At 55.1% G+C, this 22,189-nt stretch carries 26 protein-coding genes and 1 pseudogene; 6 read left to right on the forward strand and 21 right to left on the reverse strand.

The genetic code is table 11. The annotated features are described in order from the left end of the window. Window positions 1-417: 417 nt before the first annotated feature. The 5 genes and pseudogenes from B4V04_RS14355 to B4V04_RS14375 all read right to left on the reverse strand — a co-directional run bounded on the left by B4V04_RS14355 (window position 418) and on the right by B4V04_RS14375 (window position 2,928). A complete protein-coding gene (locus B4V04_RS14355; protein ID WP_497257515.1) occupies window positions 418-723 on the reverse strand; it encodes a hypothetical protein in 306 nt (101 codons plus the stop codon). Window positions 724-729: 6 nt separating this feature from the next. After that, a complete protein-coding gene (locus B4V04_RS14360) occupies window positions 730-1,329 on the reverse strand; it encodes a DUF7995 family protein (RefSeq protein WP_497257513.1) in 600 nt (199 codons plus the stop codon). An 86-nt stretch (window positions 1,330-1,415) separates the two neighbouring features. Continuing rightward, window positions 1,416-1,700, reverse strand: a pseudogene (locus B4V04_RS14365) (transposase); the annotation flags it as partial. Beyond that, on the reverse strand, window positions 1,661-1,900 hold the full coding sequence (locus B4V04_RS14370; RefSeq protein WP_311173363.1) for a hypothetical protein: 240 nt from the start codon (window positions 1,898-1,900) through the stop codon (window positions 1,661-1,663). The gene B4V04_RS14370 and the pseudogene B4V04_RS14365, both read right to left, overlap by 40 nt. A gap of 143 nt (window positions 1,901-2,043) precedes the next feature. Next, window positions 2,044-2,928 carry a hypothetical protein gene (locus B4V04_RS14375; RefSeq protein WP_498232411.1) on the reverse strand — a complete coding sequence of 295 codons (885 nt, stop codon included), beginning with the start codon at window positions 2,926-2,928 and terminating at the stop codon, window positions 2,044-2,046. Window positions 2,929-3,080: 152 nt separating this feature from the next. Here B4V04_RS14375 and B4V04_RS14380 point away from each other — a divergent pair, with 152 nt between their 5' ends. Further along, window positions 3,081-3,893, forward strand: coding sequence for a hypothetical protein (locus B4V04_RS14380; protein ID WP_498232412.1), 813 nt, complete (start codon window positions 3,081-3,083; stop codon window positions 3,891-3,893). Between the two features lie 67 nt (window positions 3,894-3,960). Here the strand turns inward: B4V04_RS14380 and B4V04_RS14385 are convergent, their stop codons facing one another. The 3 genes from B4V04_RS14385 to B4V04_RS14395 form a co-directional block, all read right to left on the reverse strand. After that, on the reverse strand, window positions 3,961-4,632 hold the full coding sequence (locus B4V04_RS14385; protein WP_311173300.1) for a hypothetical protein: 672 nt from the start codon (window positions 4,630-4,632) through the stop codon (window positions 3,961-3,963). A 67-nt stretch (window positions 4,633-4,699) separates the two neighbouring features. Beyond that, entirely contained in the window at window positions 4,700-5,053 is a 354-nt protein-coding gene (locus tag B4V04_RS14390) for a hypothetical protein (RefSeq protein WP_498232413.1), read from the reverse strand. 5 nt (window positions 5,054-5,058) lie between these two features. Continuing rightward, window positions 5,059-5,940, reverse strand: coding sequence for a hypothetical protein (locus B4V04_RS14395; RefSeq protein ID WP_311173302.1), 882 nt, complete (start codon window positions 5,938-5,940; stop codon window positions 5,059-5,061). A 105-nt stretch (window positions 5,941-6,045) separates the two neighbouring features. Between B4V04_RS14395 and B4V04_RS14400 the strand changes: the two genes are divergently transcribed. Beyond that, window positions 6,046-6,420 (forward strand): hypothetical protein, encoded by a 375-nt coding sequence (locus B4V04_RS14400; protein WP_311173303.1) that lies wholly within the window; start codon window positions 6,046-6,048, stop codon window positions 6,418-6,420. Between the two features lie 9 nt (window positions 6,421-6,429). On the opposite strand, the gene B4V04_RS14405 is transcribed toward B4V04_RS14400, so the two are convergent. The 3 genes from B4V04_RS14405 to B4V04_RS14415 form a co-directional block, all read right to left on the reverse strand. Further along, window positions 6,430-6,942, reverse strand: coding sequence for a hypothetical protein (locus tag B4V04_RS14405; RefSeq protein WP_498232414.1), 513 nt, complete (start codon window positions 6,940-6,942; stop codon window positions 6,430-6,432). 87 nt (window positions 6,943-7,029) lie between these two features. Then, a complete protein-coding gene (locus tag B4V04_RS14410) occupies window positions 7,030-7,794 on the reverse strand; it encodes a CPBP family intramembrane glutamic endopeptidase (protein WP_498232415.1) in 765 nt (254 codons plus the stop codon). Between the two features lie 56 nt (window positions 7,795-7,850). Further along, window positions 7,851-8,933, reverse strand: a complete 1,083-nt coding sequence (locus B4V04_RS14415) for a hypothetical protein (RefSeq protein ID WP_498232416.1) — start codon at window positions 8,931-8,933, stop codon at window positions 7,851-7,853. A gap of 299 nt (window positions 8,934-9,232) precedes the next feature. On the opposite strand from B4V04_RS14415, the gene B4V04_RS14420 reads away from it, so the two are divergent. Both B4V04_RS14420 and B4V04_RS14425 read left to right on the forward strand, forming a co-directional pair. Further along, entirely contained in the window at window positions 9,233-12,055 is a 2,823-nt protein-coding gene (locus tag B4V04_RS14420) for a hypothetical protein (RefSeq protein WP_312620625.1), read from the forward strand. Beyond that, complete coding sequence (locus B4V04_RS14425; RefSeq protein ID WP_498232417.1) at window positions 12,052-13,647, forward strand: AAA domain-containing protein; 1,596 nt, start codon at window positions 12,052-12,054, stop codon at window positions 13,645-13,647. The genes B4V04_RS14420 and B4V04_RS14425 overlap by 4 nt, the downstream gene beginning before the upstream one ends. 7 nt (window positions 13,648-13,654) lie before the next feature. Here B4V04_RS14425 and B4V04_RS14430 read toward each other — a convergent pair whose 3' ends face one another. The 10 genes from B4V04_RS14430 to B4V04_RS14475 all read right to left on the reverse strand — a co-directional run bounded on the left by B4V04_RS14430 (window position 13,655) and on the right by B4V04_RS14475 (window position 18,827). Beyond that, a complete protein-coding gene (locus tag B4V04_RS14430; protein ID WP_498232418.1) occupies window positions 13,655-14,395 on the reverse strand; it encodes a DNA methyltransferase in 741 nt (246 codons plus the stop codon). Between the two features lie 482 nt (window positions 14,396-14,877). Beyond that, window positions 14,878-15,300, reverse strand: a complete 423-nt coding sequence (locus B4V04_RS14435; RefSeq protein ID WP_311173310.1) for a GNAT family N-acetyltransferase — start codon at window positions 15,298-15,300, stop codon at window positions 14,878-14,880. Window positions 15,301-15,303: 3 nt separating this feature from the next. After that, window positions 15,304-15,702 carry a hypothetical protein gene (locus B4V04_RS14440; protein ID WP_311173311.1) on the reverse strand — a complete coding sequence of 133 codons (399 nt, stop codon included), beginning with the start codon at window positions 15,700-15,702 and terminating at the stop codon, window positions 15,304-15,306. Between the two features lie 70 nt (window positions 15,703-15,772). Beyond that, window positions 15,773-16,159: a hypothetical protein gene (locus B4V04_RS14445; RefSeq protein WP_123622915.1), complete on the reverse strand. Its 387-nt coding sequence runs from the start codon at window positions 16,157-16,159 to the stop codon at window positions 15,773-15,775. Between the two features lie 12 nt (window positions 16,160-16,171). Further along, window positions 16,172-16,657 carry a hypothetical protein gene (locus tag B4V04_RS14450; RefSeq protein WP_123622913.1) on the reverse strand — a complete coding sequence of 162 codons (486 nt, stop codon included), beginning with the start codon at window positions 16,655-16,657 and terminating at the stop codon, window positions 16,172-16,174. A 48-nt stretch (window positions 16,658-16,705) separates the two neighbouring features. After that, window positions 16,706-17,248, reverse strand: a complete 543-nt coding sequence (locus B4V04_RS14455; RefSeq protein ID WP_498232419.1) for a hypothetical protein — start codon at window positions 17,246-17,248, stop codon at window positions 16,706-16,708. A gap of 79 nt (window positions 17,249-17,327) precedes the next feature. Continuing rightward, a complete protein-coding gene (locus B4V04_RS14460) occupies window positions 17,328-17,597 on the reverse strand; it encodes a hypothetical protein (RefSeq protein ID WP_311173313.1) in 270 nt (89 codons plus the stop codon). Next, on the reverse strand, window positions 17,594-18,058 hold the full coding sequence (locus B4V04_RS14465; RefSeq protein WP_123622907.1) for a hypothetical protein: 465 nt from the start codon (window positions 18,056-18,058) through the stop codon (window positions 17,594-17,596). Before B4V04_RS14465 ends, B4V04_RS14460 begins: the two co-directional genes overlap by 4 nt. Window positions 18,059-18,118: 60 nt before the next feature. Further along, window positions 18,119-18,370 carry a hypothetical protein gene (locus tag B4V04_RS14470; RefSeq protein WP_311173314.1) on the reverse strand — a complete coding sequence of 84 codons (252 nt, stop codon included), beginning with the start codon at window positions 18,368-18,370 and terminating at the stop codon, window positions 18,119-18,121. 22 nt (window positions 18,371-18,392) lie between these two features. Beyond that, a complete protein-coding gene (locus B4V04_RS14475; RefSeq protein ID WP_123622905.1) occupies window positions 18,393-18,827 on the reverse strand; it encodes an SWIM zinc finger family protein in 435 nt (144 codons plus the stop codon). Window positions 18,828-19,173: 346 nt separating this feature from the next. Here B4V04_RS14475 and B4V04_RS14480 point away from each other — a divergent pair, with 346 nt between their 5' ends. Both B4V04_RS14480 and B4V04_RS14485 read left to right on the forward strand, forming a co-directional pair. After that, window positions 19,174-20,403, forward strand: a complete 1,230-nt coding sequence (locus tag B4V04_RS14480) for an AAA family ATPase (protein WP_311173317.1) — start codon at window positions 19,174-19,176, stop codon at window positions 20,401-20,403. Beyond that, window positions 20,403-22,163, forward strand: a complete 1,761-nt coding sequence (locus B4V04_RS14485; RefSeq protein WP_498232420.1) for a 5-methylcytosine restriction system specificity protein McrC — start codon at window positions 20,403-20,405, stop codon at window positions 22,161-22,163. Before B4V04_RS14480 ends, B4V04_RS14485 begins: the two co-directional genes overlap by 1 nt. The last annotated feature ends 26 nt before the right edge of the window (window positions 22,164-22,189 follow it).

The following is a 22,189-nucleotide window of genomic DNA, read 5'->3' on the forward strand; positions in this document are numbered from 1 at the left end:
GGAGACCCTCCAGTCCGGTTTTTCACCAGGTTCGACGTCCATCTGTGGGAAATCCGGGATTCCCGCTGGTGGGTATGTACGCCACTCAGGATCACTCGAATGGAGCGCTGCGACCATCGACTCATCGGCAGGGAGCCGTTCCTGGAAGTGAACGACCAATGAACGGCCTCCTCGAGTGAGCTGAACGTTAGTGATGACGCGACGTCGGTAAACAGCCTTCACCTCGGGAATGGGGAATCGACTTCGAGAGTCGATGACGGTTCGCTCAAAGATGTGATCGCCGGCGCGAATCGTCGATGCGAGCTCGGTTGGTTTGTTGCTGGCCAGCGAGGAATGGTCAAGAGGTGCTGGTTTTGACCCGTCACGAACGGGAAAAGCAAGTGATGACATACTGATGGGTCGACAGAGTGATGGCGGTTACTCGGTCTCCGGAGCGATGTGGTGGAGGGAGTGACCGTCTGGGGTAAACCACTCACAGTCGAAGGAGACTGATCGGGGGATATCTCCACAGCCGAATTCGAGGACTGCTTCAACCGTCGTGTCGTCGACGATCGTGACGCGGTATAGTTCGCCGTCGTAGGAATTCCAGTACCGCTCGCCGACTGCAACGTCGGTCCGTCCAGTCGTCGCGAACGCTGTTGATTTCCCGTCAGGGAGCTCTACCCGGAAGGCTATCCGATTCGGGTCGTTAAGCGTTTCGAAGAGGTGTGACTCACTCGGCATAACGCGCTAGAAATGGACGTCGGCGGGGACGAGCCATCCCCGGGACATCTGCTCATCTTCTTTTGTGGCCGCTGCGGCGTCACCGTCGCCGCCGACAGTACCGGACGAGGCGTTGTGTAGGCGATCGACGTATTTGTCGACGGCCGTCGGTGATACGAGACCGCCTCCGTATTCGTTATAGATGTACACTGACGGTCCTCGACATTCGGCGAGCTGTCCCAGGTGGAATCGTACTCCGTCGACGTTGTTCATCACGTCCTCAACGGAGAGATCTTCGACTTTCGACTGGAATCTCGACAACGTATCTCGGAACTCCTCTGTTTGTTCCTCGAGCGCGTCATCGAGGAGTGCTTGCCCCTCGTCGCTGTCGAGTGGGAACGCTGGAGCGACCGTTGTCTCGTCGACAGTCTCAGAGCTGCCATCACTGATGACGTTCGCGACGTGCGGCTTGTAACGTGAGTCCGATTGATCGAACGTCCCGTAGTAGTCGTAGACACTGGCAGTATCGACGCCGACACCGACGAGTTTGTCGAGGGCGCTGTGAGCGCGGGCGAGGGCGTCGTCTTGAGTGGTACCGGGAACAAGTACGCGGATAAGCTGGTGCATCTATCGATGGAACCTCCACTCTTAGTGGAGGGTGAGAAATACACGGTGAGAGCGTGTCGTATTGTGGGGGTAAACTATAGTAATCGTTAGAAGTAATTACGTATATCTGGGGCAGAAAGCTGTTCAAGAGCGTGGTCGATCGCCGACGTAAGTTCATCAAGTGAGTCGAACAACCGGTTGCTGAGCGTCTGTTTCAGCTGTCGCCAACACTCTTCGACTGGATTTAGCTCGGGTGTGTACGCTGGTAACTGAACGAATTCGAGGTCGTCACGGGCCGCCAGGTCCGTGACGGCCGACGCCCTGAAGTACGGCGCGCCGTCAAGAATAATGATCAAATTTCCTTGGAATTCTTCACACAACGCGAGGATATATCGATGTTGCCCGCGAAGGGATTTACTGCCCATGTTACCTGTCTCGGTTCATACTGGAAGATCCCAACATCAGGCTCAGGGTTCCCCACCAATCGGAGGCTCTCAACTGCATTCACGCCGTCGCTTAACTGCTCACTATAGACTCGATCGACAACAGCCCTGATTTTCTCGATGAGCTCTGAATCGGTCTCTCCAGCCATCCTACCTTAACAAATAAAACTCGATTGTTAAATAGAACTGCCAACACCTGTAAAAGTGGATTTGCTAACGAGGAGTCACACGGTTTTGTATGAGGCCTTTTGATTGATACCGGTCATCTTCGTACTTTGGTTCCGTCAGATAGCTACTGTCGACGTCTTCGATAGACTAGGTAGGTCGTGGGTCCGAAGAATCCGAAGACAAGCCCTAAGTAGTGGGATAGAATGTTCACTGCGCCATCGCCTTGGGCAATATCTTGAGGAAAGAGCAGTACTGGAGAGATCAGGAACAGGAGACTGGTGATCATAACCAGTTCAAAATATCCCTCCATCGAAGTTAGCTCGACAGCAGCATTCTTTGCTTCGTCAAGACCTATCTGGTATATGTCGTAGATGGTAAGGAGTACTGCGATCAGCAGGATTCCGGCTGCTGCAGTAACGCTGGAGTAGGTTAGTGCGATGATTCCGGCGGCTATTAGAAACAGTACGACTCCGTGGGTTGGTTCTATCTTCTCTGAGACTTTATTGTGGATGAATAGGAATAGCGAGACGGGGAGAAGGCCAAAGAATGCGGAGCCGATTCCGGAGAAGCCTGCTCCGGTTCCAGAGCCAAGGACGGCTATGTTGATTAGGGCTATCACGAACGGCAGGATGAAGAGAAGTGACAGAAACGTGTATCGGAACAGCTTCCGTTCATTCGCCAGCACAAAGAGCAGATATATTGGGCCGATCAGGACGCAGTAAGCCGCTAAATTATTGCTGAAGTGATCGAATCCTCGATGTACAAAGGCAGAGCTCCAGAGGTTGAAAATAGAGTAATCACCGTAGTCCAGGATCAAAGCGTTCTGAATTGATTCAGGAAGCAGGAAGATCAGCAAGAGAAGGATTGGCACCGAAGAAATCAAAACCAAATCCGAAACCCGTGCTTTCTCTCTTACTTCGCTCCGAAAATCACCAAACCACGTCATAGAACGAAACATCCCCTCAAGGCCTAAATAATCGGGTTTGTTGAAATCATCAGCTGATGACACATTCTTTTTCGGCTGCGGTCAATAAATTGGTGTTCTTCATAGTGAAAACAGCTGTTATATAGTCTACATTTCCCCCTTCCAGCATATCAAACACATCCACAAACTGTTTGTATTGGCGATAAACGTATGTTCCTTAATCAATATAATCTGGTATGGACCGAAGAGACTTTCTCCTGAGTTCGACTGCGGTGCTCACATTTGGTTTCTCGTCGGTTGGCAGTGCGGTAACATCTGCTAATGAAAACACAATTAACGGAATAACTCTCCCCGAGTTTGGCGATCAGTGGGATGACGAGGAAATATCCGAAGAAGCGTATAGCTTCGATTGGGAGGGGGTTCGAGCAGAGCAAGCAGAGCTTGGGGGAACCGCTGACGAATTCGCGTCAAATGTACCGTCTATTGCGTCCTTCCTAGCTATTCGTGCAACCCCTACACAGATGATTCAGAATGATGAAGAGGATACCTCATCACGAATTACAATCGGTGGTGGTCCAGTCCCATTTTCTGTATCGGTCAATAACCCGATGACGATTCTTCGAGAGAATACTTGCGGAGAGAACCCCTATAGTGAGACAACCACTAATTTCGCCCAGGAGGTATATACACAACAAACGCGCGAGTTGCATGGTTATGGGGGTGAGCCGTCTATACAGGATGGGTTACAGAAAGATTGGTCCATAAGCTGTATCAGGGAATTCGGGTATGAGAAACCCCAGTACCGCCACTTCGGCTTCACATTTGAGGTAGAGTGGGAAGCTGGTGACAACGACGAATTGGAAAACATCGATTTCCGAGGTCTCCTTTCCCTCGAAAGCTCTGGAGAAGAGTTTCTGCTCGTCGGTGGTATGGTGCCGGACGAAAGCGTGTCAACTGGGCTCCTCGGTGAAGAGATCGTTGAGAATGAGAGTAGCTTACAGTCGACGTTAGTGTCTATGATGGAAGAGACCACGCTGGCTGAGGAGTAAGTCAACCCGCTGTATGTATCGACGGCGGTGGAACACTTGTCACAATCTGGTGATCTCACAGAGTCAGTTAGAACATATCGAGACCGGCCTGTGCTGAATCGCTCTCGTTGATCATCTGTGTTGCTGTACTCTCGGCTGTATCGGGATTCTCCCCGGGAGCCTGTCCAGGAAGACAGGGGAGACTCTGGAGAAGCTGGTCGGAGATCTCACCGGCCGCGAACCCCTCGGCAAGACGTTCCGCTGCCGTCGTCGTGGAATCGTGTAGCCAGAACGCCTTGGGGACGTCACCGGTTTCGACGTCAAGATCATCGACGTGCTCGGTAAACCAGCGGTCGCGGTCGCGCTTGAGCACTTCGCGGAGGTTACGGGCTTGATCGCGAATTTCGTCGTCTGCGGGGAGGATCGTGAAGTTTGAGGGAAGCATCGCGTCCGCATCTTGGTCATCGTCACCGATTCCGTCGAGGTACTGGCGGAAGGCGTACTGATAGAGGCTGACGAACTCCGTGTTCGTGAATGCCGCGTGGGTGAGGGAGGCCGTCGAACAGAGTACTGTGAGCTCGCCCCACGTTGCGACGGGCACACGTTCACCTGGAGGTGTGTCCTTGACGAGTGCGCGGCGCTCCTCGTAGATACCGTCAGTAAGGTTGGCGGTGCCGGCAGCGTGGTCACTCGCGATGACCGGGTCTGCGGTTACGCGATACGTCTGGATCTGGGTGAGGGTGCTTGTGTCGATCTGCATAGTTAGGAGGAGTGGGGTGCTCGAGTAGCCTCCTGTCGAACGGGTGAAATATGAGAGATATCGGAACTCACGAACAGGCTGGTGACGGATCGTGTGGATGGTGGTCGGTGCTATCGAGTGAATCGCAATCGGTCGTGTCTCCTTGAGTAGCACACGACGGACAAGAAGCCGGGTCGTTGTCGTGTGGGCAGCGGAGAGGAGCACCGTCCCGTTCGAGGATGGTTTGGACCGTATCGAATTGGACGACGATGATGGTGTCTGTCGCGACGTGATAGTAGGCGTCAGCGTCGACAACGGTGTTGTCGAGGACCTCGACAGGGATGGCGTTGTGGAGAGCTTCAGTGAGCGTAATCGCGGGCGACCCGCGAATGAGCCACTGCAGCTGGGGGTGGCTCCCCGGGTCTGTGATGGAAGGCGTCATCGTGATCACCGTTGCTTCCGGGGCGTGTGAGTGGCTGCGACGGTCGGGCTGACGAACCGGCGGGCGCGCTGCGGGATGTCAACACCGACGTCGATCGGGAGAACGTACTTGGCATCGACGTCTCCTTCGTGAGCGGTGGCGAGACAGGATGCAGCCGCCAGTTCGTGTTTGCACATCACCGCCCACTTGTTCGTCTGCTTATAGGGACAACCACAGACGACGGCGTCCGACCAGGGAAGGAACGCGTAAGTGGACCCGCTGGCGAATTCCCCGACGAGGAGCGGCGCCGGGAGAGTGATCCCGTATTCGGAGGGCAGGATGTGGTTATCGAGCTGGGCTTCCCGAATGACATCGTCTACATCGAGATCGTGTCCGTCGGCATACCCGATTGGATCGGTGTTCCCGTCGACGATGACGACTCCGTGGAAAGTGTTTGCGTGGAGGGGAAGAAGGGAATCGGCTGTTCCTTGAATAGTGTCGAGGTTTTTCGGAATGAGCTCCGTGTACCACTTTCGGCGATCGGCACGAATCTGTTCGAGCTCACGGTAATGTGGTTCGAGCTCACCTGTGAGGAAGGCAGGAGCCTCGTCCAGGAAGTCATCGAGGCGGTCGTAGGAGGGGAAGAACCGGCGTTCGCTCTCGTAAGTATCGACAAGTGTTTTCTGGATGTACTGCCGGGCGAGCGGGGTGGGGGCGTGGGTGTCGTGAGACAAGAGCCCGCCAGCCTCGATGATGTCGAGACGAATGCGGTGCTCGATAGGCTCGATCTCCGGTGGGTCACTACCCGTGGTGTTCTCATAGTCAGGGTGCGATGCGTCGAGCGCGCCTGGGGGAAGTTCGAGGGGTGGGAGGTGCTCGTCCGCCGGGGTGATCTGGTGGGTAGACATGCGTAGTTACCTCCACCACCTGTGGGGGGCGAGAAACCAACCGGAGAGTGCTCACCACGAGTTACCCCACAAAAGTTATGGCTATGCCCCTCTGTGGGGTAACTAATGACGGGCGACACTGAGAGACCTTCTGGACCTAACCTTCCGGCACACGTTCGAGACGCGGTAGACGAATTATCGGTCGAGGAGCTGGAGGATTTGGCTGACTACGCACAAGCTCTCGCCGATTGGAAGCGGGAGCAACCACCTGCGTCTCCAGATACCGCTCCCGAGGATGCCGTCGACGATGATGTCGTCGAAGATCTCGAGGAGCAGGGTGTCTCGATGGATCCCGACGACTACGATGATGTCCCCGCTACAGGGGCCTACATCACGGTGAAGGAGCCGAAACAGGGATACAGGTATTATTATTGGCAATGGCGGGACGGTGACACTTGGAAGAACGAGTATATCGCGCCTGTCAATCCGAAGGGGGACTGATCCTGGTGGTTAGATGACGGTGACGTTTCCGAAGACACCATCGAACTCTTTGCGACCGAGGGTCGGCGATCCGCGGAGCCAAGTGTGGTGGGCGCCGCGCTGGACTTTGAGATAGGGGTGGCCGCCGTCGTTTCGGAGCATTTTGAGCTGCTTACACCATTTTCCCTTTTTGTTTGTACCGATCTCCGCGAGAAGTCCTTCTCCACCCTCCTGGTCGTCAGCCCAGTCGACGAGAACATCGAAGTTCGCGGGTGAGAATGGATCAATAGGGAGCGTATTCCGGACTTCCGTAATGATGTCGCGGAGTTCGTTGGGGTAGAAGATGACGGGAGTCGGATCGGGGTGGTCGTTGACGGTTGGATCGTATGTGGAGTCGAATTCGTAGCCGATTTCAGCGGTTTGATAGCCCGTTGCGGCCCGGCCGTACTCCGAGGGCCGATCGAGGCCTGTTGGCGTGACGATTGCGAGCGACGTGGTGCCGTCGTCGTCTCCCCAGTTCGCTTCTGCTAATGCGAAACGCATAGCCCACTCGTCGCATATCCGATATTAAAAAATACCGGTAGAATAGGTGTGAACAGCGGGATGGCTTGGGTGAGATCGGGACGGCCGTTAGTAGAGGCTAGTGAGACCGAGACTGGCGAAGAGGATAGCGTTATAGCTACCGTGAATGAGGATCGGGACGAAGAGTGAGTCGGTACGCTCGTAGGCGAAGCCCAGGATGAGTGATAGCGCAAAGAGTGAGAGGAGGACGTTTCGGATGCCGCTCAAAGAACCCTGCAGGGCGAAGAGATGCACGCTCGTGAAAAAGAAGCTGGCGAGGAGTATTGCTCCGATGGCAGAGAAGTACCTGCGGAGATACCCTTGAATGAGGCCGCGAAACAGGATTTCTTCGCAGGGTCCAGTGATGAGAAGGGATACGACGATGAGCCCGCCGAACATAGGGAGGGAGGCGTGTTTGGTGGCCTCGATCACAGTCGCGTTCTGTGCGGTTGGAGCGTTGAAAAACGTGAAGAGGGATGTGAGTACGTATTCTGTGACAATCATCACGAGAATGCTGCCGAGTATCCAGCGGGCGTCGCGGCGGGTCGGACGACGGAAGCGGAGGCCCGCGGGGAGGAGGTCCGTTTTCCAGTAGAGGAGACCACCGACAAAGATCGCGTATCCGAGTTCACTAAACGCGGCGGAAGCGAGGAAGCGTGCCGTCTCTGACTGCTGGGCAACTGGGTAGGCCTGATCGAGAACGACGATGCCCACATAGCCGACGATGAGACTGGTAATGATCGCGCCGAAGATGAAGACAAGTACGAGGACGACAGAGCGGAGCGTTCGCCAGAGGTAGATGACGTCCTCCTCGAATGTACTATCTGTGGCCATCGCTGTTCGCGTAGTGTGTATCGGTTGCAGGCTCGCTGGTATTAACGGTCGGTGATTCAGGCAGTTGTGTGATCGTTGGGTGCGCTCTGTTGAGAGGAAATGTCAGGATACGTGTCGGTATAGGTTGGGCCAGTCTGATCGACAATTGCGGTGAATGCGTCTCGGTTGAGGTTCCAGTCGAGAGCGCGGTCGTAGTCCGGCGTGGGCGAGCTCGTTCCGCCGACGAGCTCCTGAAACTCGACGGTCATCTTCGCTTGACTTCCTGGTGCGTCGCGCCATCGAATGACTGTTCCCCCAGTGCGGTCGTTGGTGTCGACGGTGACGGTACCGAAGCGGTCGTCGGGATCGTCGTGATCGAGCTTTGGGTTGCAGAACGCGGCGACTTCAGAGCCTGAGTAAAAGCCGTCGTCGCGACCACGGTTCGTCTCGACGGGAAACTTGAAATCGTCCTGCTCGGTACAGCGGAAGACTCCTGAGAGTTCATACTCGTCGACGGTTTCACTCGTCGTGTATCCCGATCCGAGCACGGGAGAGTCCACTGTGCCCGTAGAAATGAGGAGGGCTGCGGTATCCGGTTCGGGGAAGGGTCGAACGTACCGATAGATGTGTTGGCAGTCGGTGTTCGTACACTGTCGGAGTTCGACAGTCTTGCCGGCCTGCTGTTCGATACGTATCGGTTCGCCACTGCGTTCTTCACACGCTGGACAGACGCGATGGTCGCTATCGGGCGTCCAGGCGTGGAGACAGTCGAGGCGGTCTTCCTCGAGGCGGTAGACCCGGTCGAACCGCGCAAGCAAGTCACTCGGCTGCGGGGCGCACTCGTCGTCTCCGGGGAGGTCGTGTATCCATGCGATGCCGGCTATCGACGACTGCTGGTTGATGGTGCCTCCGATGAGCCGCCCTTGTGTGCCGTCTTCGGCGACGACTGAGAGCGGTCTGTGGAAGATCCCGAAGTTTCGCTTGACAACCGCGTATTCGGTGCCATCGATCCAGAGAAGGTCGCCTTCGTCTGTCGCGTAGAGGTCTTCGGCTGTCTCTACGGAAGCCGTTACTCGTTCCGTATGAGGTTGTTCGAGGACGTGTCCCTTGTAGTCGAGCTCGGTGAGCTGCGCTTGAGGAGTTCTGGTCGAGTCGGTCATAAGAGGCGCTCGCTGTCTATCAGCGACGAAGAAATCTACTTCTGGTGGTGCGACACACTTCCGCGTATATGCCTTGAGCTACTTTTTGTCCAAGCTGAGGCGTGATCTCTTTGGTTGACGTGGGGCATTTCATAGGATTTCTATTCCGTAATTGGACAGACGAAAACTGGGAGTTCTGAGCTTTTAGAGCGAGAACATCTCTATGACTAGTCCATTGGCTTGCCAAGAGAGATGGAATTGGTGAATATGATAGACAGGGGTAATATTATCATACCGGGTATGCTACCAATCGACTATTGATGTCTGGATCTTCACGTCCTGTTCTCAGTCCGGGGGATATTGGCCTCTTTATTGGGTTTGAACAGTGCCCTCGCTACCTCCAACAAAGTCTCGGCAAAATCACCGGGAATGAGGACGAATTGGGCGTGTTCCTTAGTGAAATTGGCAACCGGTTCGAGGATGATATTACCGAAAATATCAAACAAGACTCAGTCGGCCTTTACGATGGTTCTGACTGGGACGTAAGCGATAAACCAGACATAGGAAAACAGGAAGTACGTACAGAATTAGACAGTCTTGTTGACAAGGCGACTGTCCAGAACCCTGTTGTTATTGAGCAACCACCTGCCCGCGGTTACATCGACGTATGGGGAATCAAGGGACGCGGGGATATGCTGGCTCTCTGGGAATCGCCCGATAGCGGTATAATCGCGCATATCTTCGAAATCAAGGCTTCTAGTGATGTACAGCCATATCACCAGATTCAGGCGGGTATCTACGCACTAATTTTTGAAGACATCCTACAGCCGCTCGTAGAGGAGTTAGAGGTTCGAATCAGCATAGTCCATCGGGAAAGCGATTCATTAGACTTCACTGACCCAGAATCAATTCAAACTATTGCCGAACCCGAAGTCGTCAGAGAAGACGTGCGAAGGCTTCTGCGTGAGGATGGCACGATAGACTCTGTTTACAAACAGGCCGAAGTTAACTTCTCTCTGACTGGTAAGTGCAACACCTGTCTGTATAATGAGGATTGTTTCAAATATGCGCTGGACAATCTGGACTTGGCGCTACTCGGTCTCACGGAGGGTGAACAGCGAATCCTCAACAAACATGATATCGAGGATATTGAGGACCTCGCGGGTCTGAAAGAGAAAATTGAAGACCCGAAACCCTACGTCTACGACGAACTTCCTTCACGCGACGAGAATACCGTCAAGCAGCTTTTGAGTGAACCTACAATTGGCGGGAAAGTCGACCGGATGGTTCAGAGGGCACAGGCTATGTTGGGTGGGATACAAACCAGACAAGCAGCACAGAACGACTCTCAGGCACGAACTGGGCCGTTATACGCCACGCCGATTCAGGGGTCAGGTGACAGTACCCTTCCATCAACCAGCGCGTCACCAAATGCCCGAGAGAAGATGGACTACGATCCCGACGAACTCATCAGAGTGTATCTCTATGTACGGGAGGACTTCATGCGCGACTCCTTGGCTATGCTTGCTGGGCGAGTTGTCAGAAACAATTCAGCCATTGGAGCACTTTCATTTAGTTCCGTAGTAGACCGATTACCAGATAACGACCAGCGAGAAGAGGTTCTAGAGGTTGAAGGCGACTTGCTCGAGGACTTCTTCTCCAAACTATTCCCGGCCATAGAACACGTGGCTGAAGGAGATACACGGTCAGCGTTGCATGTATATTTCTTCAGCCGGATGGAGCGGGATGCTCTGGTAGATGGCATTCTCCGTCAGATGCCTCGATATGACAAGGACTCGTTCGATGCGGTTCGGGACCTCCTAGGGTATCGAAAGGCGATCGACCAACCGATGGTCAGTATAGTACAGGACGAACTTCAGGATCGATTCGCTCTCCGGTATCCCGGAAGTGGTATTCTACCGATTCTTGACCAAGCGACTTCGCAGTATTGTGACTGCGGCTGTGACGGTCTATTCAAGAAGTCAAACTGGGAGGTGACACGGTCCGGTGGGGGATTGACCTTCAACTGCTATGATGCATTCAAGTACAACCTGTTCAATTTCAAACTGCCAGTAGAAGCCGACAGCAATGGTAGACTACACAGTAAATCGGATATCCAGAATCCAGACGATTTCTACCCGCTCAAAGCACGTTTCGACAATCAAATCCCTCTGGAGTATATCTGGGCCGCAAAAGGGAAGCTAAACCTAGACTGGGCAGATTCAGGGCGTGATAGGTGGGAAATTCAGAAGTACAGATACCACGATGCTGACAAGCAAGACGAGAGAATCACACCGGAAGATGTGGGTCTCTTGGGAGAAAAAATGTCCCACGCACTTCACCATCTGGAGTCGTGTACTGCGTCCCATCAGAATCCCTTCCTCGGCAAAGAACAAATCGACCTCCCAGAACTTCCTGAGTTTAATTTGGGAGACATCGACTTGGCTCGGTCTCTCAACGACTATCTCGACCTAGAGCACTACGCTGACCGTCAAGAAAAGTATCGAGAATACGCAAAAGCACCACGTGAGCGTGTACAGAAGGGCCATGCGGCAATCGTGGAAGTGGAAGAGACTGAAATAGATGGCGACGACCTTGTTGTAACAGGACGACTTGTGTACGAACCTGATGAATTCAGTGACCCCTCAAAAGTTGCGTATACTTGCCGTTTGAAGGGGGCTGAAAACGAATCTTCGGGGTCTCATCGTGTTGCAAATCCTGTCACGTGGGACGTCTCTCAACAAGTCCATAAGGATGACAAGAAGAAGCCAGCGGATATCGAGTCGGGGCTCCCCGTTGAAGTCCAGAGCGTGAATACGGGTGACCGCAGCATCACACTCCGCTGTAGTGAATTCAACACAGATGGCAATTTCATACCAAACACGAATCCAGACACGTTTGAGTACGTTCACAGGCACGACGTGTGGGTACAAAACGAAGCAGATGCGGGCTATAGCTATGGCGTCCGCTGTGTTCACCTCAAACCCGGAGATAGGTACATTTTGGATAGACAGACCGACGACTGGACCTCAACACACGCCCACGACGTGCTAGAAGAACTGCAATCAAATCGCCCCAGTCAAAATCCGAGATACCATTATTATCACCTCTTGGACGGCCTCATTCGGGGTGATGATGTATGAGCAATGACGGAGAGCCAAACCGTGGATACCTCGACTTTGTCGAGAGTAGTTCTTCACTTGATTATCCAAACGACCGCCAAGAAAGATTCATCACTCGCCAAGAGGATGACTTTGCTATCCTTCAGGGTCCCCCGGGAACAGGAAAATCCTTGGCGCTTGCCCATGGGCTCCTGCGTGCCTCATATGACCAGATGAACGATGGAGGAAGCATTCGCGCGTTAGTTGTAGCCCCCTCACATCGAGCAGTTAACGCGATATTGAAGAAGGTTGATGATTTCAAGTATACGCTTATGGCTGAAGAGGGGTGTGACGAGCTAGACTCGCTCCGCCTGATTCGCGCTTTATCGCGTGACCGTGGCTACTCTGTCCCCACTAAAACTGATGTTGAACGGGTCAACTACAATACGGAGAAGTCGAAGGTTGAGGACCTGAAAAGGGACTTAGAGGGGCAACAACAACTGAGCAACTGGGGGGCAGGGTCAGACAGCTTCGTCATTTTTGGAACTCCGAGCGGTGGAAATCGAATAATCAAGAAAGCATTTGACGAGACGATACGACCCACCTTCGACCTATTTGCGGTTGATGAAGCCAGTATGATGACCGTCACTGACTTCTTGATGTCAGGGTCATCTACCAAAGACGGAGCAAGGACTCTAGTCGTAGGCGATCACAGACAACTATCGCCCATCCAGAAGCACGATTGGGAACGAGAAGACCGCCGAACCATTCGAGAGTTGGTTCCGTATCTTTCGGTAATGGACCTATTTCGGCTGCTGAGTGGGGAGAACCAGTTTGGCGATGATGAGCAGTTCGACGAGGTTGAGGTGCCGACTTCGGTAGAGTATCCGATAGATCGGCTGGAGATCACCTACCGATGTGATGAGGAAGTAGCTCGCATTTTGCGAAAGCTGGTGTACGAACGTGATGGGGTGAGATATCGTTCCTTCACCGAGGATGATCCTCATCTTCGAGCCCACCGGGACCCTCTTGCGGTCAACAAGACGGGAAATGAGGCGATCGACACAGTACTCAATCCAGATTGTCCAATTTCGATTGTCGTCCATCAAGACAGCGAGAGTCAGCAATCTAACGCACTTGAGGCGGGTATTGTAAATAGCCTAATCACCCCGATTGACCGTTCAAAGGAAAATATCGGGATAATCACTCCTCACAACGCCCAACGGGGTCGTCTGATTGACTCGTTGGGAAGCAAAGTTAGCGAAGGTGTGGTTGATACAGTCGATAGATTTCAGGGGAGTGAACGCGACGTGATCATCTTATCGAGTACAGTAAGCGACCCTGACTACATCCGAAGAGAAGCGGAGTTCATTCTCAGTCCGAACCGACTCAATGTCGCGTTGAGCCGAATGAAAAAGAAGCTCATCGTTATCGTGAGCGAACGACTGATTGAGTTTATCCCATCGCACTCTGACGACTACGACAATGCGCGTCTTTGGAAGATGTTGTTCTCTGAAGTGAGTAATTCCAGCGACGGGGAAGCAACACTACGAGGGGACGTGACCGACTTACTCCAGATCCCGGTAAGCCCGATGCCCCTCGATACCGGGATGGAGATCTTCACGGTCCGCTGAACTGTCTTCAACTTGTTTCGAGGATATTCTGTGGCTCTCCATCCATTTTATAGACCATAAAGAAAGAGTGGTTCTTGCGTGCGTGAACTTGATTGTGCATTCCGGAAACAGAGGGTTTGTTGTGACGTTCTACGACGAACAAATCCTTCGTGTAGAACCTCAGCTCTCTCTCGTAAAAGTTTGTTATCTGGATGTGTGTCAAGTATTGAGTGTTTGAGCTCACCTCATCTCCAACTTTCACCACAAAAACACCGTCATCATTAAGTACTCGTTTGGCTTCCCTCCCCGCTTCAAAGTAGAGGTCTAAGACTGCTTGGTGATACTTCGACCCCCCGGTATGCACATCACCTGTAGAGTAATTCGATCGGAAATTGGAATGTGAGCCATTCCCTGCAAGGTGGTCTTTATTTCGCCGGAAGAATCCTTCTGCATAGGGAGGGTCTAGCACTACACAGTCGATTTCACCATCTTCGTAGGGGAGGTCACGGCAATCGACTCCCTCTTCACTATCTGGTGATTTTTCAGGGTCGATATCTGTCTTGTATACTTTGTACTTCTCGTCCGGCACGTCGGTCCAGAAGTTCCCGCGTCCATAAGTCACGTCAGCAATAGTTGCCCCGTCCTCAACGTGGAGGTCAACTATTTTTGGAAAGACCTTCCGATTATACGCAACATACGAGGAGAGTACGATATCCTCTGAGTCTGCGGATGACTCTTCCGCTGACTCATTTTCAAGATTGTTCGGCATTTACTTGTCGAAACATCGCGACGAGTTATAGTCGTTGGTGGTCTCCTTCGTTGGTCCCAGCGCAAACACGGAATCGGGACAGACGTTGGTAACCCCAACTAGGTGATGGTCACCCCCCCCTGGATAAGTGACTGGGACCTCTGTAACGCCTCAGAGTGTACCCTAAACGCGTCTCGAGCGGAAGTGGGGAGTACCAGCCCAACGGGGGTTTCATCGGCATCCGTAACGGTGAGGCACACTTAGCCGTCCGGATGGGGGTGTCGGCTTTCCCTCGTAGTATGTGCGAGCCTCGTCGCGGCCGGCGCAAGCGTCGAACCGCTGTGGAAGGTGGCCGCGGGCCCGTCGCTTGAGGGCGTCTTGATAGCGGCGCTGCTGGGCTGGGTCAAGCAGCGGGAGTACGGCCGTGATGTTCCCACATGGATGGACGAGTTCTGGATTCATACGTCTGCACGGTCCTGGGACGGGAGAAAGCCACCCAGGGGTTACTTGTCGTCGACGTTGTCGAGTTGTGTATCGTACCACCAAAGTTCGCCGTAGCGACCCTTCCGTTTCCGGTGGAATCCGGTGGATTCGACGAGCCTGATGCCAGCTTGATTATCCTTGTGAACGCGGCAGCGGAGGCACCAATACACGTCTTGGAGGCGGTCGAAGATTGCGGTCGCGACGCTCATCCGTCGCGCGTTCGGTGTGATGATGATTCGACTCAGGAACGACGTTCCGACGGTACCGACGACTGCCGTTCCGATGCGGTCGCCGTCGAGAAGGGCCTCCCACGCCTCTCCCTGTTCTTCGGCGGCGGTCAGATTCGGGACATCGTCGATCTCGTCGAAGAAGCACCACACGGCGTTTGGCGAGAGCCGTGAGTATCCGACGGTAATATCGGGATCGGTGTCGATGGATGCCATCGGTCAAGTGGTCAGATTTTGGTATGGGACGTGCGAGAGGTACGTCCGGCACTCGGGGCAGATAACCGAGAGGACGGGACCGTTCGCGTCGCCAGTCTCGACGAACTCGAACTCGCCGTGACTCGAGTTGTAAATGTCTTCGCTGACCGTCATAGCGCTCAGGGCTTCGGTCCCACAGACGGGACAGGGCTCTCCGAATCCCCAGTCCGGTTCATGAATTGATTGCCGGATTTTGAGTGCGTCGGACGGAAGCTGTCGGAGGAGTTTCTGGACGTATTCGGAACCGACAGTATCATCGTCCGGCGATTTGGTGGGGATGAGGAGTGACTCAAGAACGTCTGAGGGAGATTGATCTTCGGAGTCGATTCGCTCTTCTTTGATGTTGATGACGATGACGGTCATGGAAGGCTTGAGAAGGGAGCTGCTGGGTTTGACACCCCGCGGGGCTACTAGCGGATTAGGACGTGGTGGGTTAGTCCACGTCGATAGGCGTGTCGAGACGGGCGGCGGCGACGCGATAAGCGGCGACAATCTCGTCGACGGTGACGTCGTCGTCTGCCTCGCGCTCGATGGTGATCTCGATCTCGCGGCGGACGGTGTCTGCGTCGTGGCTGTATCGCCAGATACCTTGTTCGACACGGGGGTGGGTTAGAATGTTGTTCGGGACTCCGAGGTCGTCGACGGCACGGAGGACTTCGGCCGTTGCGTGAACCCGGTCCCCGTAGCCATCGATCCCTTCTCGGAGCGCCTCGATGGCGTCTTGGAAGGTGAGGTCACTGGCCTCTTCACTAGCGGCGATGTGTGCGGAGACGGCGTCGGACGTTTCGGTGGGAAGCTGGCGCTGGGGTTCTGAGGTCATATTCTCCTTTGGTTAGTGCGAGAGTGGGTTCTTTTGATCGAACGGAATACTCTTGACCTCGACGAGTTCGAGGTGGCTGTCCGCCCGTGCCTGCTTGGCCGCCTTCTCACGGTTCGTTGTGAGTGTCGGGCCGAACTGACCAAGCTTGAGGAGGACGTCTCGTTCCGTGTTGAGCACACCGTATTGCTTGATCTCGCCTCCTGCTGCGGGCTCGTCGGTGCGGTCGACGACGTCGATGTTGAGTGACTGCCACGGCTTCCCGGTGTACTCGACGTGGACGTCCTCGCCGTGTTGGCGGGCGATGTAGTCCCACGCTTGGATGAGTCCCTTCAGGGCATCGTGGCGTTCGCCTTGATCACGACCGAGTATGTCGACCGTGAGGGCTGTCGTCGCAAACGCCATATGGACTCCCTGTCGGTTTTTGAGTTGCTGTTCGACATCGAGCCTCTCGGGGAGATCCGAGAGATCGAATTCTGACGGTGGAAGGAACGATCGCATTTTGTGCACCTCACTTCTGATGGGGGCGAAAAACAACAGGTGGTGCGACTACTCGTGCCAGATTCGAGCATCGAGGAACGGGCCTTCGCGATAGATCTCTGCGTCGTCGAAGACGTGGTCGAGCTGGCGCTTGACCCGGCGGAGGCTCGGTGCGCGCTCCGGGGGACGGAATTGGAACGCGGAGTACCAGGTTGCTTGGTCTTCTTCGATACCTTTCGGGAGGAGGACGGTTGTGAGTGCATCCGACCAGAGATTCCGATCATCAAGGATGGCTTCGAGTGCATTGTGGGAGAGGGATTCACCGGAGGCATCCTCGGCGTAAACGAAGACAGTCTTTGGATATGAGCTACCGACCTTGTAGTCGCGGTTGTACTGATGATTGAGGCCACCGAGAGCGCGATATTCAGCCCCAGTCTCGGGGTCTACCGGACCGAATTCGCCGGGCTTGCCGACAGCCTCGAAGTTGCCCGAGGGCATATAGCGTTCGTGGAGTGGGGCGTGCGTTACGTGGGCGTACGCAAGCCGGCTGAGAGTGGCGAACGGTGCGGCCGAATCGGTGTCGTCGGATGGCGTGGTGGATGCGTTGGACATAGTATCAGATCAGGTTACGACGGAAGTCCGGGGGTGTTGGTGAGTCAGGACTACTCCGGCGACGGGATGAAAGGGATAATCACGCGCTCTCTTGGTTGATGGCGGTCACCTCGTCGTCCGGAACGAGCTCGTCGCGATCGCGGCGCTCATCGCAGTTCGTACAGTAGACGCCCTCATTTTCAACGTCACTTCCGACAACCTCACCGCGCTTCATACCGACCTCTTCGAAAGTACCGTCCTCGTACTTCTGGATGTCGCCGAACTGGACTTCTTCGATGATCCAAGAGAACGACCGGCCGCCGCACTCCGGGCAGGTCATCGGAACCGGCGTGTTCTTTTCAGACGTCATACGTCGACCTCCACGTTCTCTAGGGCCCGTTCGTACAGGGCATCAGTGATCTGCGTCTCGGTTTCAGAGATTGCCGACTCGAGTGAGCGTTCATCTAGATCGTCGATGTCTGGATCTGCGCGCTCGCCGTCGATGAGGTGTTGCGTTGCGACTGCCGTATGGGCTGCGAGAACGGCGATAGCGGCTTCAAAGGCTGGGCCACTGAGGATGCCTGTTTGCATCTCTCGATAGGCCGCGTCGTAGTCTTCGGGCGAGCCGGGAGACGGAACAATATCGTTGAGCGAGCTGGTCTTGGTGAGGTCGTACGCGATGGCGTCTTGGGAGTCGTAGCCATCGCGGAGGGCGATACCAAAGCCGGCACGTTCCAGCGTGTCGAAAAGTTCGATGAGTGCGGCTTGTGAGGTGTCGTCAGGGACGAGGAGTGAGGCAACGGAGTCCTCGTCTCGAGTGCTGTCTGTCATTTGTTATTGAAACCTCTTCGCGCCTGTAACGGAGAAGAAAAATTGGGCTCGAAATAGTAGTTACTTGGGGCGGTAAGCGGGGCCCGATTCGTGCCTCGTGACTTCGGTTACCGTGATGGCGTCGACGTCGACCTCGAGAACACCGGGATGGTCAGGGGTGGCAGAGAGATCGGAAAGTCCCTCATTGAGGCGTTCTTGAAGCCAGTCGGCGTAGATGTCGGCTGGAATTGATTCGTCGAGGTCCTCTGTTGCACCAAGGGGAATCTGTATGTCGATGGTTACTGTTCGATCGTGGTGAGTGGACGAATTCATAGCGTGTGGAGCTGTAAGTTATTTATCGCTGGTCGCGAATCGCGTCGAGACTAAAGTCCTCGCCAGGGTTGCGGATGGCATCGAGCGTGTCGGTGACGAATTCGAGTGCCTCAATCTCTGACTGAAGCCGGGCGATTTCTTCCTCGCGGTCTTGGATGGCGTCGATGATAGCGGCTTCTGCCTGCTGATAGTCAGCGTCCTCACGGACGTCGTTGTCGTCGTCCTCTTGGATTGATGTGGTGAGTGCCGATGTCGGGAGTTTCCCGTCGGGGCGGGGGACCGTCTCTTCGTTGACTTCGATAGCGACGCGTCGGACGTGCTTACAGCCGCCCTCTGGATCGCGGTCTTGGTAATCCGGACAAGTACACGTTTCGTCAATGAGGTCGACAGTGTAGGTCTCCCCGGACTCGCCAGTGACTGAGTAGATGCCGCCCTGCTTGAGGAGCGCGACATCCATCGTTTCGTTACGAGCGCGTTCGTCACGTCGGTCAGAACTCTGGGGCAGCGTTGGGAACGAGTCGGATGCGTCTCCGGTCGCTGCGGTGGAGTGTGAACTCACGATCTGATTCCTCCACCCGCTGGCAGGGGAGTGAAAAACGCCCGCGTCACTGATCGCTAATCTATGCTTGTGCTGGCTGACGATGCTCTTGAGGACGTTCTGTAAGTCGAAATCGCTATTCGGTTGTTTCGGAGCAAAATTCTGCAGACCGAGCTCACTTATGCGGTTAAAATAGCATCCTGGACAGGTTACAAAATTTGTTTTGAACGGGTTTTTATATACTGTGGGCGACCTGTATTCGATAATGAGTGACTCGTCGGACGACTATACGCTTGAGGACGCAAAAGACGAAGTCGGAATTCTTCGCCGTGTAACCGACGATGTCGTCGAAGCGATTCGTAATGCCGAGAACGAAGACGTACTGGAGTTCCTGATCGAGGACGAGAAACTCGACGTACTCCACGACGGGAAGCGTGGACTCGGACGGGTGCGACGTGCCGTGCTTGAGTCGGCACTCGCGTCGGATCGGCTCAAGCGTATCGTGAGTCTCCGCGGTGACGAAACGCCCGAAGAGATACTCGTCCCAAACGATGTGGAGCGCAACGCCAAGGTCGCACTCGAAACTGGGAAGCCCGTCGTCCTGTACGGACCGACCGGAACAGGGAAGACGACCTTCGCCAAGCAGCTCGCTCGTGAGACCGGCATCGGGTACGCGCTCAACACTGCGACACCCTCGTGGACGCCGTCGGACATCATCGGCGGGATCAGCCCAGACTACACCGGTGACTCGCTAAGCTACCGAACGAAACTCGGATGCGTGTCCGAAGCTGTTCAGCGTGCCCGCCGATTTGACGTCGAGTACGGCGTCATCCTCGACGAGATCACGCGAGCCGACATCTCGAAGATCTTCGGCCCACTGTACACCGCCATCGAGAACCCCCATCAGACTATCTTCGAGACCGACGAGGGGGAGACCATCGAACTGGACGAGCGGGTGAACATCATCTGTACGATGAACATGTCCGACCGGACGGTGAACGAACTCGACAACGCGATCACCCGCCGGTTCGCCATGATTGAGCTGGACGAGTACGAGGAGGATAAGCGCCGGCAGCTGTTCAAAGATTGGATCACCACGCACGTCACCGACCACACGGACCTCGGAGAAAGCGAGATCCTCCGCCTGTTTGAGCGGGACTACCAGGGAATCAACCACGGCCACGAATCGACATCACAAGGGTCGATCATGCGCTTCGGCCCGATGCATTACCGCGACGTCGCCGTCTTCCTTGGCGTCGGCTGTCGAGAAGGCGGGGAGTACGAGTATGACCAGAAAGATGCGGTCGGACAGGCGTTCCGGACGTACATCGTTCCGCGACTCCTGAACGCCGCCGCATTCCCGCAGATCGAGCGGATCGCGGAACACTACCGCGCGATGAACGGCGAGTTCGAGGAATTCGATCTCGCCCCTGCTGCAGAGCTAGCCGAGCGAGAACTCGAACAGGAACGTCGTCAGATGGGCTCCTACGAGTAATGAGCACTGTTGACGAAGTCTACGAGTACGGGCAGGACACCTTCAACGTCCCCGAACGCGGGGAAATCCGGATAGAGGGCTGTCCGTCGTCCATCGGGGATCAGCTTCGTCGCGCATCTTTCACACAGCAGAGTCCCGGCGTCTTCACGAAGAGCCAAGCAGCACTTGACGGCGAGCAGGAGTACGAAGTCGTCACAGTCACCGTTGACGGCGACGAGAACGAGGTACTCCACGTCGAAGCGACGGACATCATCGGCGTTGTGAGCCTCACACCGTCGTCAAAGGTCCAGGTCGATCCGAAGATCGACTGGGAGCACATCTTCGACATGCTGCTGGCGGTCTACGACCAGAACCGCTCCATCGAATATCACGGGATCCCGCTGCAGGATTTCCTCTCTGACGACATCCATCTCGACGATGTCTTCGTTGTGCTGGCGATCAACTACCTCGATGGGTTAGAGACGATTCATCGGCAGGGGTACATCCGCGACTTGGTCATCCGACGGCTCGACAGTCTGGACGGTCGGGGAGAGATCGATGTCGAACAGACGCTTATGAACCACGCGCAGGGGACGCTGGAGCCACACTGGATACGCAACGAGACCGAGTACGACAACGCCGCGAACTCGCTGCTCCACTACGCGGGGAAGACGCTACTTCGGCTCTTTCGACAGAACTCTCACGAGAACGACCACCCTGCATACGACCGTATCTTCTCAGAGGTTCACCGAGAGGTGGAGCGCCTGGAGAGTATGGGTGTTAGCAGCGGGTTAGACCGGATGGACGCGTATCGACGCCTCTCGCTCAGCGACCTCCCGAAGCAGCGCCGGTATTACCAGAAGGCGTTCGACGTCGCCAAAGCGGTGATGTCGTCGTCACTCGGCCAGCAACTCCGAGACGGCCCGCGAGAACTGGTCGTGGACTACGTTCTGAATATGGAGTCGCTGTTCGAGCAGTACTCACAGGTCGTCATTGAGCGGGAGCTCTCGTATATCAAGTCATACGACCACCTTGGCGGCCTCGACGACGTGACGCCCGTCCGGTCACCGTCCGTGAATCCGTTCGAGGGTGAGGGCCAGATCTACCACGAACCGGACCATGCGCTACAAGAGGGCGACGAGACACTAGCTGTGCTAGACTCGAAATACTACGCAGAGGGCCACGACCCAGTGAAGGAATCGCCGTCTCGGTCTCGGTTGTTCAGCTACGCCTACCTCCTCCATGCTGACCGGCTCGCGTTCCTGTGCCCGCTACTCAAACCGAAGCGTCGCCGAGTCGCCCAGACCGGAGCTGAACTGCAGATCGTCTCACCCGAGCAGTCGTTCACTCTGGATGGATACGGCGACGTCGTCCACAACTACCTACACGACGTCCTCGTCGAGAAATCTGCTGAACTCGAAGCCTTCCGCGCCGTCGCAGAGAATCGACTGTGTCTCGACGGCGTCGAAGAGACTGCCCTGAGCGAAGCGACATCGATGAGCGGTCCGTTCACGTTCAAAGATACTCGGGATTTCTCGCTCCGCGTCCTCAAGGCCGCTGCCGACGAACACTCGTGGGAAGTTCGCAATCGGTACGACCTAGAGCAAGACGGTGACTGGACGCGAGAACAGATCGAGACGCGCTGTGAACAGCGCTACGAGCATACGACGACGTGCATCCCGGTATTCTGCCGCGAGCACGGGCAGGAGTGGATCGACCTCTATTTCCTCCAGAATGGTTCCGATGAAGTGGAGAAAGAGGGACCGCTGAAACTGCTCTGAACAGTAGTTTCGTCCGACAGTCTCTT

Source organism: Halorubrum sp. B52 (assembly GCF_059752555.1).

What these genes read in the sequence shown, in the direction of transcription:
- B4V04_RS14385 (WP_311173300.1), bottom strand. Translation starts at nt 4,632, where the DNA reads ATGCAGATCGACACAAGCACCCTCACCCAGATCCAGACGTATCGCGTA.
- B4V04_RS14450 (WP_123622913.1), bottom strand. Translation starts at nt 16,657, where the DNA reads ATGCGATCGTTCCTTCCACCGTCAGAATTCGATCTCTCGGATCTCCCC.
- B4V04_RS14410 (WP_498232415.1), bottom strand. Translation starts at nt 7,794, where the DNA reads ATGGCCACAGATAGTACATTCGAGGAGGACGTCATCTACCTCTGGCGA.
- B4V04_RS14440 (WP_311173311.1), bottom strand. Translation starts at nt 15,702, where the DNA reads ATGACCGTCATCGTCATCAACATCAAAGAAGAGCGAATCGACTCCGAA.
- B4V04_RS14355 (WP_497257515.1), bottom strand. Translation starts at nt 723, where the DNA reads ATGCCGAGTGAGTCACACCTCTTCGAAACGCTTAACGACCCGAATCGG.
- B4V04_RS14405 (WP_498232414.1), bottom strand. Translation starts at nt 6,942, where the DNA reads ATGCGTTTCGCATTAGCAGAAGCGAACTGGGGAGACGACGACGGCACC.
- B4V04_RS14415 (WP_498232416.1), bottom strand. Translation starts at nt 8,933, where the DNA reads ATGACCGACTCGACCAGAACTCCTCAAGCGCAGCTCACCGAGCTCGAC.
- B4V04_RS14435 (WP_311173310.1), bottom strand. Translation starts at nt 15,300, where the DNA reads ATGGCATCCATCGACACCGATCCCGATATTACCGTCGGATACTCACGG.
- B4V04_RS14475 (WP_123622905.1), bottom strand. Translation starts at nt 18,827, where the DNA reads ATGGATGTCGCGCTCCTCAAGCAGGGCGGCATCTACTCAGTCACTGGC.
- B4V04_RS14445 (WP_123622915.1), bottom strand. Translation starts at nt 16,159, where the DNA reads ATGACCTCAGAACCCCAGCGCCAGCTTCCCACCGAAACGTCCGACGCC.
- B4V04_RS14460 (WP_311173313.1), bottom strand. Translation starts at nt 17,597, where the DNA reads ATGACGTCTGAAAAGAACACGCCGGTTCCGATGACCTGCCCGGAGTGC.
- B4V04_RS14480 (WP_311173317.1), top strand. Translation starts at nt 19,174, where the DNA reads ATGAGTGACTCGTCGGACGACTATACGCTTGAGGACGCAAAAGACGAA.
- B4V04_RS14400 (WP_311173303.1), top strand. Translation starts at nt 6,046, where the DNA reads ATGACGGGCGACACTGAGAGACCTTCTGGACCTAACCTTCCGGCACAC.
- B4V04_RS14470 (WP_311173314.1), bottom strand. Translation starts at nt 18,370, where the DNA reads ATGAATTCGTCCACTCACCACGATCGAACAGTAACCATCGACATACAG.
- B4V04_RS14360 (WP_497257513.1), bottom strand. Translation starts at nt 1,329, where the DNA reads ATGCACCAGCTTATCCGCGTACTTGTTCCCGGTACCACTCAAGACGAC.
- B4V04_RS14380 (WP_498232412.1), top strand. Translation starts at nt 3,081, where the DNA reads ATGGACCGAAGAGACTTTCTCCTGAGTTCGACTGCGGTGCTCACATTT.
- B4V04_RS14485 (WP_498232420.1), top strand. Translation starts at nt 20,403, where the DNA reads ATGAGCACTGTTGACGAAGTCTACGAGTACGGGCAGGACACCTTCAAC.
- B4V04_RS14420 (WP_312620625.1), top strand. Translation starts at nt 9,233, where the DNA reads ATGTCTGGATCTTCACGTCCTGTTCTCAGTCCGGGGGATATTGGCCTC.
- B4V04_RS14395 (WP_311173302.1), bottom strand. Translation starts at nt 5,940, where the DNA reads ATGTCTACCCACCAGATCACCCCGGCGGACGAGCACCTCCCACCCCTC.
- B4V04_RS14430 (WP_498232418.1), bottom strand. Translation starts at nt 14,395, where the DNA reads ATGCCGAACAATCTTGAAAATGAGTCAGCGGAAGAGTCATCCGCAGAC.
- B4V04_RS14465 (WP_123622907.1), bottom strand. Translation starts at nt 18,058, where the DNA reads ATGACAGACAGCACTCGAGACGAGGACTCCGTTGCCTCACTCCTCGTC.
- B4V04_RS14425 (WP_498232417.1), top strand. Translation starts at nt 12,052, where the DNA reads ATGAGCAATGACGGAGAGCCAAACCGTGGATACCTCGACTTTGTCGAG.
- B4V04_RS14370 (WP_311173363.1), bottom strand. Translation starts at nt 1,900, where the DNA reads ATGGCTGGAGAGACCGATTCAGAGCTCATCGAGAAAATCAGGGCTGTT.
- B4V04_RS14390 (WP_498232413.1), bottom strand. Translation starts at nt 5,053, where the DNA reads ATGACGCCTTCCATCACAGACCCGGGGAGCCACCCCCAGCTGCAGTGG.
- B4V04_RS14455 (WP_498232419.1), bottom strand. Translation starts at nt 17,248, where the DNA reads ATGTCCAACGCATCCACCACGCCATCCGACGACACCGATTCGGCCGCA.